Source organism: Bradyrhizobium sp. 22, assembly GCF_000482425.1.
Classification (GTDB): domain Bacteria; phylum Pseudomonadota; class Alphaproteobacteria; order Rhizobiales; family Xanthobacteraceae; genus Bradyrhizobium; species Bradyrhizobium japonicum_B.
This window is the reverse complement of record NZ_KI519399.1, coordinates 3,800,646-3,815,661: the sequence shown is the minus strand read 5'-3', so window position 1 is coordinate 3,815,661 and position 15,016 is coordinate 3,800,646. Positions and strand designations below refer to the sequence as shown.

The 15,016-nt window shown below is 62.3% G+C and carries 11 protein-coding genes and 2 pseudogenes; 5 read left to right on the top strand and 8 right to left on the bottom strand.

Annotated elements, in window-relative coordinates; genetic code table 11:
• Positions 1 to 179 precede the first annotated feature (179 nt).
• Positions 180 to 580: pseudogene (gene flgB / locus K410_RS37050) on the top strand (flagellar basal body rod protein FlgB).
• A 159-nt stretch (positions 581 to 739) separates the two neighbouring features.
• Here flgB and K410_RS41540 read toward each other — a convergent pair.
• Positions 740 to 977: pseudogene (locus K410_RS41540) on the bottom strand (DUF2171 domain-containing protein).
• 182 nt (positions 978 to 1,159) lie between these two features.
• Here K410_RS41540 and K410_RS0119490 point away from each other — a divergent pair.
• Positions 1,160 to 1,390: a hypothetical protein gene (locus K410_RS0119490; RefSeq protein WP_028136434.1), complete on the top strand. Its 231-nt coding sequence runs from the start codon at positions 1,160 to 1,162 to the stop codon at positions 1,388 to 1,390.
• Between the two features lie 319 nt (positions 1,391 to 1,709).
• On the opposite strand, the gene K410_RS0119485 is transcribed toward K410_RS0119490, so the two are convergent.
• The 5 genes from K410_RS0119485 to K410_RS0119465 all read right to left on the bottom strand — a co-directional run bounded on the left by K410_RS0119485 (position 1,710) and on the right by K410_RS0119465 (position 9,410).
• On the bottom strand, positions 1,710 to 3,851 hold the full coding sequence (locus K410_RS0119485; RefSeq protein ID WP_349509801.1) for a carbohydrate porin: 2,142 nt from the start codon (positions 3,849 to 3,851) through the stop codon (positions 1,710 to 1,712).
• Between the two features lie 772 nt (positions 3,852 to 4,623).
• Complete coding sequence (gene qatD / locus K410_RS37045; RefSeq protein WP_049820119.1) at positions 4,624 to 5,412, bottom strand: Qat anti-phage system TatD family nuclease QatD; 789 nt, start codon at positions 5,410 to 5,412, stop codon at positions 4,624 to 4,626.
• The gene (gene qatC / locus K410_RS0119475) at positions 5,409 to 6,683 is read right to left on the bottom strand and encodes a Qat anti-phage system QueC-like protein QatC (protein WP_028136432.1); all 1,275 of its coding nucleotides are present in this window, start codon (positions 6,681 to 6,683) and stop codon (positions 5,409 to 5,411) included. The genes qatD and qatC overlap by 4 nt, the downstream gene beginning before the upstream one ends.
• Positions 6,680 to 7,312, bottom strand: a complete 633-nt coding sequence (gene qatB, locus K410_RS0119470) for a Qat anti-phage system associated protein QatB (RefSeq protein ID WP_244626175.1) — start codon at positions 7,310 to 7,312, stop codon at positions 6,680 to 6,682. Before qatB ends, qatC begins: the two co-directional genes overlap by 4 nt.
• A 217-nt stretch (positions 7,313 to 7,529) precedes the next feature.
• Positions 7,530 to 9,410 carry a KAP family P-loop NTPase fold protein gene (locus tag K410_RS0119465; RefSeq protein ID WP_028136430.1) on the bottom strand — a complete coding sequence of 627 codons (1,881 nt, stop codon included), beginning with the start codon at positions 9,408 to 9,410 and terminating at the stop codon, positions 7,530 to 7,532.
• A gap of 395 nt (positions 9,411 to 9,805) precedes the next feature.
• Here K410_RS0119465 and K410_RS0119460 point away from each other — a divergent pair, with 395 nt between their 5' ends.
• Together K410_RS0119460 and K410_RS37040 are read left to right on the top strand one after the other, a co-directional pair.
• Positions 9,806 to 10,192, top strand: coding sequence for a hypothetical protein (locus K410_RS0119460; RefSeq protein ID WP_028136429.1), 387 nt, complete (start codon positions 9,806 to 9,808; stop codon positions 10,190 to 10,192).
• Positions 10,192 to 10,818 (top strand): DUF6036 family nucleotidyltransferase, encoded by a 627-nt coding sequence (locus K410_RS37040; RefSeq protein ID WP_049820117.1) that lies wholly within the window; start codon positions 10,192 to 10,194, stop codon positions 10,816 to 10,818. Before K410_RS0119460 ends, K410_RS37040 begins: the two co-directional genes overlap by 1 nt.
• A 622-nt stretch (positions 10,819 to 11,440) precedes the next feature.
• Here the strand turns inward: K410_RS37040 and K410_RS0119445 are convergent.
• The gene (locus K410_RS0119445; protein WP_028136427.1) at positions 11,441 to 11,986 is read right to left on the bottom strand and encodes a hypothetical protein; all 546 of its coding nucleotides are present in this window, start codon (positions 11,984 to 11,986) and stop codon (positions 11,441 to 11,443) included.
• An 18-nt stretch (positions 11,987 to 12,004) separates the two neighbouring features.
• Positions 12,005 to 13,579, bottom strand: a complete 1,575-nt coding sequence (locus K410_RS0119440) for a phospholipase effector Tle1 domain-containing protein (protein WP_028136426.1) — start codon at positions 13,577 to 13,579, stop codon at positions 12,005 to 12,007.
• 284 nt (positions 13,580 to 13,863) lie between these two features.
• On the opposite strand from K410_RS0119440, the gene mblB reads away from it, so the two are divergent.
• Positions 13,864 to 15,015 (top strand): anti-phage 6A-MBL system MBL-fold protein, encoded by a 1,152-nt coding sequence (gene mblB, locus K410_RS0119435; RefSeq protein ID WP_028136425.1) that lies wholly within the window; start codon positions 13,864 to 13,866, stop codon positions 15,013 to 15,015.
• Position 15,016: the final 1 nt, after the last annotated feature.

Sequence of the window (15,016 nt, the reverse complement as noted above, 5' to 3'; positions counted from 1 at the left end):
GCTGTGTCCGGATGTCGAAGCGATGATCAAAAGTTCGATTTGACAGAAATCTACATGAGCAACGAGCGCTGATCGCGTCAACTTGTCGCTGCATTCCGCATGTTTACCAAGCGTTAACCAAGGTGGGCAAAATCTGCCTAGTCAGAAAAGTGGAAGCATTCAAGCGGGAAGGAACGTCGGTGGCGATCAATGATATTTCCACTCTCGCTGCGCTTCGTACAAAAATGGATTGGCACCAGCAGCGCCAGCGGGTGCTGGCGCAGAATGTGTCAAACTCCGACACTCCCAACTTCAAGCCGACTGATCTGGTCGAACCGAAAATTGGCGCCAAGGGTCAGGCCACGGGTCAGACGTTTGCGCTGGCTCTGATGCGTACCAACTCGTCCCACCAACTTCCTTCGGGTGGTGGGAGTTCTTCTGAAACAAACCGGGTGGCTACCAGACACGTCCCGCGGGAAACGCTGTGAGCCTTGAGGAAGAGATGCAGAAGTCGGCCGCTAACCAAATGGACTACGCGGCCGCAACGGCCCTGTACAGCCGGAGTCTGGGTCTTCTCAAGACCGCGCTGGGCAAGCGCTGACAAGACATCATCTTATATGCGCTCCGATTTTCTCAATCTCTCGCTCCAACCGCACATTGAGACACGAAAAACCCGCGTTTGCTGAACGCAGCAATGTGGCGCGATACGAGACTGGGGGGCCCAGTCTCGGCCTCGGTCCGCTTGCGAGGAAGGGTGCCCTCATTCGCCTCCTTCGTGCTGCCGGTGGCTACCGACTTCGTCGCCGGTCTTGGAGAGGTGCACGTGCTGGTCGACATGATCGACCCAGGACACCGGAATCATGGTGGTCGCCGTCAGGCGAACTGTGCTTCGTCAAGTTGATCTTTGTCGGGCCCTTCCGGGTGATCGACTTTTCCGACGGCTTCTTTGTCGATGGAATGACGTCCATGCGTGCCTTGATCTGCGTGGCGTCCAGCATCGCGCGTCCCCCTTAGTTGAAAACGCGAAACGCGCGAACCGAAGCAAGGTTGCTCGCCGTCCAGGGTCACCAGTCCATCGTTTAGTCGTGCGTAATTTGGTCGCAACCGGGCGCCTCCGTAGGAGGGAACGTCACGATGACGTGTGACTTGGGTAACGACTGATGACAGAGGGACTTGGAACATGAAGAAGCTTGGTCTTTTGGTATTCGGCTTGGCCGTTTCGTTCGCATTGCCTGCCTCGGCGGAGACGGTGATCGTCAAGAAGGGGGGACATCATGGTGGATACGGCGCGCGGGCCGAGATGCGCGGTCCCCATGGGGCCGGCATGCGTTATGGTGGCGATATGCATCGGGGGATGAGAATGCACGGCAACAGGACGGTGGTGATCAAGCGAGGCCACCACCGCTATTGAGGAAGCTCCGCGGAACGTACGGCTGGGGATGTCCTCCTCCAACAATCCGGCTGATGGTCGCTCGAATGCAGCGACGCGAATACGAAGGCCGCCTCCTGGGGCGGCCTTTTGGTTTATACTGTCGAAAGGCCTTCGTTGGCGTCGGGATCTGCGCTCGGAATCCAAAACACGCCTCGTCGGAGAGAACAGTCGTTAGGGCGCTTCCGATGTCATTTCCAGCGCCAGGACTGTGTTGGCTGAAACCGCGCTTGCAAGCCCCGTTTACGCCGACACGATCCAGCGTTGGCAATAGACGGTTCGCGTTGTCCGTGATGGGCCGTCAGAATTGCGAGCGGACGCGCACGCCGAAAATCGACGCCGGACCGCGGTCGCGGTTGTAGGCCGGGTTGACGACGAGCTGGTAGTCCAGCGTTGCGCGCCACGACCACAGTGGGAAGCTGTAGTAGGTTTCGATGATCTTCTCGGGGCCGGCGTTCGGCAGGCGTCCGTCTCCGACGAGAATGCCGAGACCGCCCGCATCGAGGTAAGTGCGGCGCGCTTGCGAGATGCCGTTCAACACGCCGGCGAATCCGAACGTGTCGTTAGGTCTGTTCCAGGAAGATCCCGCCAGCGACAGGCCGGCGGCAACCGTCGTATCGATGTCGGTGAATTCATAGGACTCCTTGGATCCGTCGGCGACGCCGGCCCTAGCGAAGACGCCGAGCTCCTTCGTGACCTCTTGCTCCAGGTTGACGCTGATGCCGGCCCGGCTTTGGTAGCGCCGGACCAGGGCGGTGTCCGCGGCTGTGCCCGTCGCCTGCGCGAGCGCCACGGCCTCGTCGAAGCGCCCCATGCGCCCGCGTGTCAGGAATCCCGTAACCGCGACCTTGCCCGGCTTGCCCCAGATCTCATGGCGATGTTCGATCTCGCCGACCCACTGGAATTGGGAGAACGTCGGATCCAGCTCGGTGCTGTTGGGAACGGTCGACAGATCGAACAAGCCGCCGCGGAATGTCCAGTCGCCCTTGTACCACTCGACGGCGGCGCCGTAGGTGAAGCCCCAAGCATCGGCGGCGTAGTCGAACGTGCCGGTGTCCACGATCGACCAGTTCATGAAATCCTTGCGCGGGTCGTGGGCATATTTGTTGGTGTCGAAGACGTCGGTGACAGCGAATTTTCCCACCGTCAGGACCAAGCGGTCGGCGCTCTGCGTGCCGGCGAACTGGTTGATGTCGGCATCGACCTTCTTGGTATCACCGCCGAGGTCGAACGTCTGACGGAAGAAGGCGCGGGGAATGCGGGCGTAGGGCGCAGCGGATCCGACCTTGTAGGCCTCGCCGCTCGGAAATCCGGCCACACCCAAGGTCGAGCTCAGGCCGAACCCCTGATCGATCTCCGGGTTGACCCAGAATTCTCCGCCGGCCCAAGGCCTGAAGCCGGCGTAGAGCGTCACGTCCCAGGTCTGTCGGGTCTGGTTCGGAATGAGGCTGTTCGTGCCGGTGTAGGGAGAGCGGAACGGTGGCGCGTACTGCTGCAGATAGGTCGTCTGCCCATGGATGCTGAACTGGTCGGTTTCGAAGGGCGTCAAGCCGTCCTCGAGAACCTTCTGCCCATTTTGACCGAAGCGGTAGTTGAGGCCGAGGCGGGCGGTCTGCACCGCGAGATCCGAGGACAGATGCTGCGTGCCGCCGAACGCTTTCTCTTTCGTCCCGAAGTCCGTGTAGAGATATTCGAACCGCGCCGACCAGTTTGCCGACAGGGCGACTTCGGCGCCGGCGCCCCAAGCGGAGCCGAGCCGAGTGAACCCGATCTTGTCTCCCGGGGTGCCGTCGAGCGGGTCGAGCGTCGCCTGGTCGTAGCTCCATGCGAAGCCGCCCGTGGCGTAGAACAACCAGGACCTCGACGCGTATCCCAGGCGGGCCCTCAGCGTTCCCGATGTCAGGACAGTTTCCTTCAGGGCCGCCGGCCCTTGAGCGCCGACGACCGAAGTTGTCCCGGAGATCGTATTGGGAAAGGTGAGGTCGCCTTCGATGCCGAGGAGCACGTGGGACGGCAGCACGTAGTTATAGCCGGCGCCCAGTCCGAGAGCGTAGGAGCCGGTTCCTTTGAACGCGTTGAGGGAGTTCGTCAGGTCGATCGATCCGGACGACGGAGCCAGTCCCGGGGCGCCGAAAGCGTACTGCGAGGACCCGACGCCATAGGCGAAATGGCCGCCGACGAAGGGGCCGCTCCAGTCGACGGCCTGGCCGGGCCGGACTTCGCCGAGATCGGCTGAAAGTCCCTTGGCGGCCGGAACGGCCGCCAGGATCATGCCGATGATGACCTTCTTCATCGCGTCGAGCGTCCGCCTCTTCATACCGCTTTCGATACGGCGGCGGCCGCTTGGCAACAATTTGAATCTAGCCTGCACGCCGCCAATCCTGTCGCTGAATTGACCAGGCGTGCATTCGCCGCGAAATGTTTCACAGCGACCCTGCAGCACCCGCGGTTGTGCATACCCGTTTAGGACCCCGCCCAGTCGCAAGCGACCTCGAACGCTCGACGCCGCGAGGGCAGGTGATGGAGCGCGATGGTGGACGACACGCATCTGGAGATGACCCAGTGAACCCATCCAGCCTTATTGCGAATAGTTCTTAGTTGCAAGAAGTGCTATTGGACAGGTAATCGTTTAACACTGTCGACGTGATGGAATTGCAACAGTTGTTGGAGGCGCTGCGCCCAGTGCCCGCGGTGAGCGCGATCGAGGTGGATATCGGTGCCGACCTCCGGATCGTGTTTCGGCGCCTGCGTGGGCCTCTAAGTTCTTCTGGAGATCGAATCGCTCTGCCGGGTCACCGGTCTTCTCCGGCGGAGGTCCGGGGCGTGGCGCGGGGGAGTTGCCTCGCGCGCCGTCCGATGCCTCTCTCGTCGGCAGAAACGGGGGTCTCAGCAGGGGTCGACAAGGAGATGGGTGGTGGCTTCACCATCGAGTATTCCAGACCGCCCCGCGGCCGGACATGGTGACCCGTTCTCGGTGGCCGAATTGGAAAGCAAGACGCCTTAGCTTCACATACCTCCGGACACCACCAAACGGGCCCGAATCCCGCCGGGGCGGTCGACGAGACCGTTAGGGGGAATTGTCTGGCACAAGCGCCATCACGACCGCTGAGCGGCGACGGGGATGGCGGTCCTTGACTTTCTGTCGGCTGGGTCGCTTGGCCGCCGTGTCGAAAAGCGGAGAACGATCTCACGCCCGACTCGATGCGAGTGCTGAATTAGCTGGCGCAGCCAACGCCCGAAGAGCCCCGCCCGGGGGCGCTGCCGCGCTCCGGAGCGATCCGCGTCGTGAGTCGCTTGAGGTTCGCAAGCAATTGGCCCCGGACCTCGCCTTCGTCCACGGCCCATAGATCGGCGAGAATCGGCTCGGCCTTGGCGACGTCCCAAGGAAACAGGGAGCGCCCCTCGACCTGTGCGAAGGGACCGTCCGTCTCGGTCAGTATCCTGTCGCGGGGCATTTCGGCAACCAGGCCGCGTCCTCTCTCGCCGGCGAGCATCGCCGGGCCGACGCTGAACCAGCAACCCTGATCGACCGCGCGTTTGAGCTCGCGGCGCGTCCCGGAAAACCAATGCAGAACGGCGACGCCTGCATCGGACCGCGACGCGAGCGCATCGAGAACGGGCCCGGCGGCCCGCCTGCTGTGTATCGTCATGATGCGGCCTCCGACCGCCCCGCACATCCGAAGGATTTCGTCAAAGACGTGGCGCTGCGTTTCCCAGGTCGCCTTCAGTTCTGGGCCGCCATCCAGACCGATCTCGCCGACATACCGTGATCGCGGGAGCAACTCCTCGAAGAGCCCGAGTTCGCCCCGGCGTTCCTGCGCGATCTGAGGATGCAATCCGATCGCGGTACGGATGCGCGCCGCATCCTTCGCCAAGGCGGCTGTTCCCGACCAGGCCGAGGGCGTCGTCGTCACCGACAGGACGAAAAGGTCGCGCTCGATGCACTCCTTCGTTGTCGCGACCGGATCCGGATAAAGATCTAGATGGGCATGAAGGTCGATCACTTGACACCGTATTTCACGTGCAAGGCGCCGAGTTCGGCAAGTCCCCGTCGTAGCATATCCTTCAGCGCGTCGCGCTCCTCGATCCCCTGCCACGAAAGGGCTCCGCCAAGCCAATCGTCGAACCCCGCGCCCTTTGAGGCCGCCAGCGCCATGCCGACCGAGCGGACGTCGTCGAAGCCGGCGTGATCCGGATCGTCCCGACCGAGATGTTCGTAGACGTAGTCGGTCGGATCGTCTTCGCCCCAAGCGAGGAAGGCCGCTCTGCGGACCTGACACGGCACGCACCGCCCGCAATGGCGGTAGTTGTAGCGCTGAAAGCGGCCGCAACTCGTCGAGTTCGCCGCCAGCGTGCGCAGCAAGTCCTGGTCCGCGCACGTCTTCAGCATCTCGCCCTTGGTCGTGTATCCATAAGGAGTGTGGATACTCACGCCCAGGTTCGCGGCGTCGAGAACGTCCTGGAACCTTGAGAGGAAGTAAGGGTGGGCCGTACGGGTGCTCAAACTTCCGATGCGGCTTCCCGTCAGCGGCGGGTTGATGGCGATGAAGCCGTTTTCGCAGACGTAGAGCGGCAAGCAGCCGCCGGGACGATATGGCTTGAGCGCCGTGGCGACGAGAACCCCGAAGGCAAGGAAGATGATCGAGCGCGCCCGCTGGGAGGTATCTTCGGTGCCCGGAACGGCCGCGTTGTCGTTCAACTGGAAGTGGCGCAGACCGCCGCCGATCAACGACGCGAACCTGATCTGTTTTTCTCCATCGCCCCGGACTGTCTTGCTGATGGCGACGGGTCGCTGTCCGGACGCCGCAAGGTCGATGGCGCCGCTCAAGCTGTCTAGCCCACCCGACAGGAGCACGACGCTGCCTTCGGGCGGTCGGAAAACTTCCGCCGGCGGCTGCGGCGCTGCACCGCCGGCGATGAAACGGAATTGCCATCGGTCGGTCGTGAGAAACGTCAACGCGTCGGCGAGGAGGTCCGCGGACTTGTTCCAGAATGCCGGTTCGGCGACCGCGACTTCCATCTCGAACTCGCGTGTCCAGCCGTCCGGACTTAGGCTACGTCGTCCCGCTGCATCAGCCGCCATGACGGACATCGCGATGGACAGCAGATCCCACGCCCTGCGGTTCGGAGCCAGACGCGCTCTGCGAATTTCGTTGCGCACGGCCGCACCGGCGCTGCCGCGATCATCAGCCCCAGGCTGGCCGTAGAGGACGACCCTGAGCGTGCCTTTCTCCTTTAGCCGACGCACCTCGGCCGGCGCGCAAAGCAACTTCACTCTTCGTACCCCTCGAAGACCTCGAACGTCTCGCGCAACGCAGCCTGGACGACGCGCGCGACGCGTCCGGCGGTGAGCCTGCGTCCCTGTTCCTTGAGTTTGCGGAAGGAGGCGGCCACAGTCTCGGCGATATACGACCGCATCTGTTTCAGTCGAGCCAGCGCGACGGTCGCGGTGGGCGCTCTCTCCAGCAACGTCTTGCCGACATCCAGCTCGAAGCGTCGTGCCACGTCGATGGCCGTGAATTTCTCGATGACGAACTCGCGTTCAGGATCGGACAGATCGAGGAGATCGGCGTCCGGGTATTCCGTCAGCAATTCGGACATCGCGTCGTGGATGGACGCACGTTCGGCTTCCGCATCCTGAGTCCCGTCGATCGGTCTGACGGCCTCGATGATCGCGCTCGCGATCTCTTCGGTCGACCGGCCAGCGAGCGCGGCCGCATCGACGGGAGCGTTTGCATCCCCCTGCGCCGTGGAATAGAGGGCATGGCCGAGCGATCCCGCCGTTTGAGCGGTGCCGCCGAACCGCTGCGTCGCGAAATTCGATCCCCCGTAGCCATTGCGGACGTAGTGTCCGAGCCCGCGTCTAAGGTCGCGGCCGTCCCCGGATCGCGCGAAATTGCCCAAGCTCGAGCGAACGCCGCCGAACCGTCGTTCGGGTGCCAACGGCGCCGGCTGCAGGCTTGGCGGTGGCGCAGCGGGAGGCGGGGGCAGGGCGCCATCGGCCGGAGGAGCGTCCGGCGGAACGTCCGGAGATCCGGGCTGGGGTACGGGTGGGACGGGATCCTGTGGGGCGGCCGGCGTCCAGGGAGGGACCAACGGCACGCCTGGGCCGGGACCGTCACTAGATTGCGACGTTCCCATGCTCTCTCGTCTTTCTGATCGCCGTCTTCACCGGGCGCGAAACGTCAGGAGACGAATTCCATGCATCGAGGACACTTCTCGACCATGGACGGTCGCCGACCTTCGGCACGATGTTCGGTTGGATCTGTTGCGAAGGGCGGTCCGCGAGGAATGCAGCGAGACGGGCTCCTTGTGGTGGGTCGGCATCTGCGAGAGCGATGCAGGCGTTGAGGATAGGCGGGACACCCCAGTCCTGCTCCTTTCTGGCGCGCTCGAGCAGGCGATCCATCATCACCGTGACTTCGATACGCGAGACCCGGGTCAGCCTGTCCTTGAGCTGGTGGGCCATGTCGGGGTGCTCGAGCAGGGCCGTGAGCAACTCGGCCGCCTCCGACGACAGGCGGTCTTCGGGCGTGATAAGCGGCGCCTGCTCGCGGCCGACGTAGAGCGCGCCGCGCAGGTCGTGGTCGTGAAGGGGCGGCGAGAGCGCCAACCATTCCTTCACGAAGGGAGCGTTCCACGGCGCCTTCAGATCGAGATCGCGCCCCGCTGTCGCCGCGTCTTCCCATTCTTGGAGGAACGTAGGCTTTCCCTCACCCGAGGCGCTGACGTTCTTGACCAGTTCGGCATACGCTGCGGTGTCGCCGATGCGCTCGAAAAGCAACAGCTTAGCGAGCACCGCTTCGTCGACGCCAACGCCCTGCGCTTTCGAGATCGTCATCCGGATCGAGAGCGCGTTCAGGAAGCGCTTGATCAGCCGCGGATTTCCCAGAATCCCCGACGCCGTCGTCATGAGCGAGGCGAGCCTCTCGGCCGTGTCGAATTGACCGACAAGATGCTCGGGCAACTTCACGCCAAGCGATTGGACGAAGGCCCGGTCGACCTTCTTTCCCTGCCACGTCCGCTTGAGCTGGCCAATCATGCCAGCGCGGATCTTCTCCTTGTCGTCGTCGGACAACTCGCTGTTGTCCACGAACAGGAGCATCATGTAGGCGCGGACCTCCTGGGTCCCGAGCTGCGGCACCCGAATGGGAACTTGGATGAGCTTGTCGAAGTAGTTGGTGACCAGCAGGTCGTCGCTGACCCCGACGAAGTGCTTCCGGACGGCGTGCTTGATCATGTCGTTGTCGGCCGCGATCACGAAGGCGGTGTTCTTGAGGAACAGAAAGAGGCGGATCGCCTCCAGGGTCGAGATCGTGGTCTCCGGCAAGCATCGGTCGAGATCGTCGATCAGGACGACCAAAGTTATCCCGAGCTCCTCGAGCGCTTGTTCGAACGCGTCGCGCAGCGCCTGAATCTCCTTCGGCGGTGACGTTTCCTCCTTCGGGTTCAGCAGTTCGCCACCTTCCTGCGCCGCGTCCGCCGCAGCTTTCTTGGCGGCTTCGCCGGTTTCCTTCCCGACCCCTTCGGACCAGACCTTCTTGGCGAGCTCGAAGATCTCGCCGACCGCGCCGACCGGGGGCACCCCGAAATAGATCGAGGCGGCCGAGGTCGCTGCGAGTTTCGCGGCCCGGAGCCATTTCACGCGCTTGGCAAGGGACGCGACCTTATCGAGTGCCGTCTGTCGGCTCTCCGCTTCCTTCGCGAGCTTGTCAGCGATCACATCCATCAACGCAGCACGCGCGTCGTCATAGCCCTGGTAGAGCCAGGCATTGAACTCGACGAAGACGTACTTGTCGGCGGCCTTCTTCCCGCTCTCGTCCTTCCTGGCGGCGATCGCCGAGCGGGTGAGCTTGATCATCGAGGATTTGCCGATGCCCCAGGCGCCAGACACGCCGATCGAGATCGGGCGTCCCTTGGCCTGCACAATGATCTCGGCCACGGTTTCGGCGACGCCGGAGAAGTTCAGGAAGTCCCGCTCGGTCTCGTTATCGGGCCACATCGGCAATCTCTCGCCTGAAAAAGCTTTTGGAATCGAAATATCTGTTGCGCGAGCAGAGGAAAGGCACCGAGCGCTGCGTTGTTACGTTCCGTTCTCCGAAAGTGCAACCCAGACCTTCTTCTTACGTCCTATGGTTGCTGCTCTGCACACGCGCTTCAAGTCTCCATCGCTTCGGCCATTATCGCGAAAGTGACCTGCAGGACGCTGCAAAGAGGCGGGGATGCGGCCGACGGCCCCGCCGGGACCACTGCGACGAAACTCCTAGGCAATCGCCGCCGAAGTGGTAACCATCTCCGATCCGCTTCGGTTTGCGCCCTTTTTTGTTGCCCACTGCTTGTTTATATTCTGAGGTCCACACGACGGTCGGAAAAGCGGGCGGAGAGGCGCTCCACGCGATGGGCGATGGGCTAAATGAAGGCATAGTTGGCGACACCGCGAAGCTGATGATGCATCGGCTGATCGTGCGGATGCTTCGCCGCGACCCGTCATTGGTCGAGAAGGCGAAGTTGGCTCATGAGCGCCAAGCCAGTCAGTTCGCCGGCTGGCCCTTCGTGCGCGAGTGGCAGGAACTGCTTGCGCTACCGCCCAAGGAACTAGCCTCTAAACTCATCAGCCGCGACCGCGAGATGGTGCGGCTGCGTAATACCTCGCCGTTCTGGCTCGCCGAGGGAGTCGATTTTGGCGACTACCATGCCCGTGTCCGCTTGAGGAAGGCGGCGAGACGGATCGTCAAACGCAGCCTGTCTGCGCAGCCTGACTTCCTTGTTCCGGGAGGTCCTTGATGGCCGAAGATCGCGGCATACGGACTTTGGATGACCTTCTCCGGGTCGTCCGAGCCTTGGCCTTCGAATTCAACACGGACAACGTCTTCGTCGTCGGCAGCCAAGCCATTCTGGCATCGATGCCCGATGCGCCTGAGCCGGCAAGGGCATCGCCGGAGATCGACGCTTTCCCGGAGAACGCTAAGATCTGGGAGCTGGAAGAGAATGCCAAGTCGCCGGGCGGTGATCCGAACGTTGCGTCGGAGCACATCGACGGCTTGTTCGGTGTGAGCAGCCAATTCCACCGTACTCACGGCTTCTACATCGACGGCGTCGACGAGACGACGGCCAAACTGCCGGCGGGCTGGCAGGTTCGCGCGATCAAAGTAAGGACCGAAGTCGCAGGACGAAGCGTGTACGGCATAGCGCCGGCTCCGGAGGATTTGATCGCCTCCAAACTTGCGCGACTGGATGACAGGGACAAGCAATTCGTCGAGGCGATTCATGCGCAACGCCCGCTTGACCTTGACCTCGTCGAACGGCGGATCCATGAGACAAATCTGGATCCGGCACTCCAGCAACGAGCGATTGCCTATATCAGAAGTTTGAGGCCCGAGAAAAAGCCGGAAGCAGCAAAGTTGCCATAGGTCATCGCGGTTCAAGGGGAGGGCGAAGGGATCAAGTGCCCTACATCTTCCCGATCTTTAGCGTCACGGCGGCAGCCGATGGCAATAGCAACGGAGTGCCTGGCTCGATGGCAGGGGCCGTCAATGTATCTTTCGATACCTCCAACGATCTTTTGCGCCGCTCCCCATCGCAATCGAGATGATCTAACTGGGCGAAACGGAAGCAGTCGAGGCAGCCGACACCGGCGTTTTGTCGGAGCGGCCGGACCGGTGGCCCCAAGGAACATCTTCATGCTCGCGATCGTAGTTTGCGTCTGGCATCCGGAGACCGACGAGCTTCTCTTTGAGGGTGCGAGCACGTCCTTGAGCGTCCCGAACGTTCGCGACATCGTCGGGCCGTGCTTTCCGGAAGATCCCGAAATAATGACAGCGCACCCTGTGCCTGTTGTGCATGGGCGCGCGCTTCTTCACTTAATGGGAAAGAGCTTCGACGGTGATGGCGAGTTTCAGGTTTCCTGCGAGCCTCTAAGGTTCGCCGAGGTCTCTCGGTTGTCGAACTAGCGGCCCGAAACAATTTCTCGGCAGGGCCCCGCCATTGCGGCGCTGTCGGGTGTACTGCGCGCGACCACTCGCTCGATCGACGTCAGCTATCCAAAACCTCCCCATCCGCGTGCTTCGCTACCCAAACATCTTGGATGACGGAAGGGCGATTGATGCCTTGCTTCTTCAATTCCGGCTCAGGAACGCTTTGCAGGAAAGTGAGCGAGTAGACTCGATGATTCCCGTCCAGGATACTTAGGCCCGTTTCTATCGGCATGGTGACAGGCACGCGGGGGAACTGTCCTTTCACCGCCAGGTAGCTCACGCAAGATTCAAAGCGCTTCTTGCTGTTGTCGCCGCCATATCCATTCTCGATTCCAAGGACCAACGCCTCGAACATGGAATTCATGATCTTGCGGGAATTAAGCGACAGCTCGTCGAAGCTACAGTCGTGCGACACCTTCGTCCACGTGACCTTCTTCCACCACGATACCGGCTTCACGATGATGTACTGCCACCGATGGCCGTTGAAGGGGACCGGTGGGGGCCAGCCCATGCCCTCCTGGGTCGCTAAGTTCAATAGCCATTGATCCACCACGTCGTCCGGCCAATCCGGCAGGTCAGCTTTGATGTCGGCAAGCGCGACCAAGAGCGTCTCCTCAAGCGTTCAGGCGGGCCCGGTCGATTGTGCTGTCGACTCCACCTGCGGATAGTAGCGTTTGAAGTCGTCATGGCTCGCCAGTGCGCTTGGGCGATATGCGCCGACGCCAGCACATTGCCTGACTTCCGGCAGGTCGAAGCGCGTCCGTACGGTCGGATGTACCGGCGCCTGGTGGTTGATCTCGCGGACTTCGACTTCCCAGTTCCTGGTGCCGACGAGGTTTTGCAGCCATCGCCATTTCGGCAGACTGGCGGCGTAGGCGTCGAGCGTGTCGCGCATGCCCGCGATCTCGCAATGCTGAACGCCGTTCGCGCCGGGGAAGACGTTCAGTGCCGGTCCGTTGTCACCAGTCTTCGGCATCCTGATCCCGTCCACGTAGATCGGCCCGGTCATCAAGCCGTCCGGGATGGACGTAGCCTGCTCGCACATCCAGGCGAGGGCGATATCCGACAAACGCGATTCCGGTTCGGGATAGGATCCGCCGATATCCGAGTGGTTGCCTGCGAACCAGAGCTGGATGAGACGCGGAACACCCGGAGTCGCGGGGTGCACAGACGGCTCGGTGCCGCCCCAGCCGACCCGGGCGAAATCCTTGCGCGTCTCGTCGATTGCGTTCGCCGAGCGCGCAAAACGTACATGTTTGCTGAGAAGGCGATCGAAGTTCTTGCCTGTCCACTCGGCGGTATGAGAGCGCGGCGGATCGCCCTTGTTCGGGAAGTCGTAGATGGTCTTGAGATTGACCGTCCGCTGCCGTTTCCAGAACCAGATGACGGCAATCAGCATCGCCAGATGCGTGACCAGCCACGCCGGCACGATGAAGCCCCATAGCAGGCCGGCCTCCGAGACGATGGCCGTCAGCGCACCGAGGATCGCGGCCGGAACGAGCGAAGCGAAGAAGGCGAGGGCAGCGACGCCGAGAGTTAGGCCGGCCTGGATCATCCGGCGTCGCGGACCGCTGGCGCCGAGGGCTGCGACCGTATCGAACACGCCGACGAAATATGCCGCGGCGTTGGCATCCGAGCCGTCGCCGGAGCCGTACTTGGTCTGAAATCGCCGCGCCAGTTCGAGCCTCTCCGCCTCGAACTGCTCCCGCGGGTGGCCAGCGCCGTGTTCCAGCACGGTATCCACGGCCTCCCAAGCGATGTCCTTCACGGCCTTGCGGTAGCGCATCAATGGGCCGGCCGGCGTCTTTGTGGGGACGCCGCAAAGCATCAGCAGGTTCGCCAGGCTTCGGACGGTGTAGGCGCCCCGGCTGAACCCGAAGAGGAATATCCGGTCACCGTCTTCGTAGTGGTTGACGACGAATTCGTAGCAGTCGGCGATGTTGCGCTTGATGCCGTCGCCCGCGATGGACCCGAGCATCTTCTGGACAAAGCGTACCGGAGCGGTGAGGGCGGTCGCGCCGATATCCGTCCCAAGGCCGGCGTCGTAGAAGACCACTTGCTTGGACGGATCAATGGCCGTGTCCGCATGGTCGCGGCTCACACGGTACATTTTGAAGATATTGCTGATGCGCTGCTCCGGACGCGCCCCGCCGTCTTGGCCGGTTCCGTCGGAGTAGACGACGATATTCTTGCTCATCCTGAACCTGTCCATCCGCTGCGAGGACGATCTCCACCCGGAGCAATCCTAGTTCCCCGATCATGCCGCTTGTCGGCTGAAAAACCAAGAACACCGAGTGAACAAAGCTGGTTCCAGATGATTAAAACTTGAACAATATCATATATATAGCGTGATAAAATTAATCTGGTAGCACATCTTGCGTGGCCAAATTGCCATCATATCTTCTTAAGTGCGCCCGTCCGATCTGCAATCGGTCAAGGAGCCGCGACCGATCTTTCGATCGTTGAATCAGGGGGATGGGAATGGTAGTTAAAGCATCACTTTTCAAAGTCGACAACGGCGACATGGTGTTGTTCGAGACCGAGTCCGGTCGTCGGATCCTGACCGACATCAACATCCGGGAGGCGGCCGACGACGAGGACGACGACACCCCCAACGTCGGGAAACAGATCCGGAACAAGCTCGATCGGGACGATAAGGGGAGGCTGTTCGTCGATGGCTTCCTGAACACCCATCCGGACGCCGATCACATCCGGGGCCTGGTCAAGCACTTCCATCTCGGCGACCCGTCGACCTGGGTGAAGGCCGACGACAAGATCATCATCCGTGAAATGTGGTCCTCGCCGATCGTGTTCCGCCGGGCGAAGGCGAAGGATGAGGATCACGTCCTTTGCGCCGACGCCGAGGCTTGGCGCGACGAGGCCCGCCGCCGCGCCAACAGGTTCAAAAAGGAACGGACCGCCGAGGACGGCAACCGCATCCTGATCCTGGGCGAGGACGTCGACGGCAAGACCGATGACCTGACGGAAATCCTGGTGAAGGTCGACGAGGTGTTCTCGAAGATCTGCGGCGTTCAGGACACTTCCTTCGAGGCGCGGCTGCTGGCGCCGATGCCTGCCGACGACGAAGCGGAGGAGGAGGTTCTGACGAAGAACAACTCCAGCGTCATCATGCGTCTGGACCTGAAGGTGTCCAAGGTCACCCGCGGGCGCTTCCTTCTCGGCGGCGACGCCGAGGTCGCGATCTGGGACCGCATCTGGGAGCGCAACAAGAAGTGGCCCGAGCGTCTGCAGTACGACGTTCTGATCGCTCCGCACCACTGTTCGTGGCACAGCCTTTCCTACGATAGCTGGTCCGAAAAGGGCGAGAAAGCCAAGGTGTCCGAGCCCGCCCGGAGCGCCCTCGGGCAACCGCTGGATGGCGCGCTGATCGTGGCCAGCAGCAAGACCATCAAGGACGACAAGAACGATCCGCCGTGCATCCGTGCGAAGCGCGAATACATCGATATCCTCGATCCCGTGAAGGGCGAATTCAAGTGCGTCGCCGACAGTCCGGGCGACGATCCGCTGGCGATCGAGGTCACTTCGGCCGGACCGCGCGTCAAGCGCGCTGCGGTCGCCGTCAGCGTCGCCGCCGGCACCGGTATCGGAAGCCAGCCGCTCGCCCACGGATGAG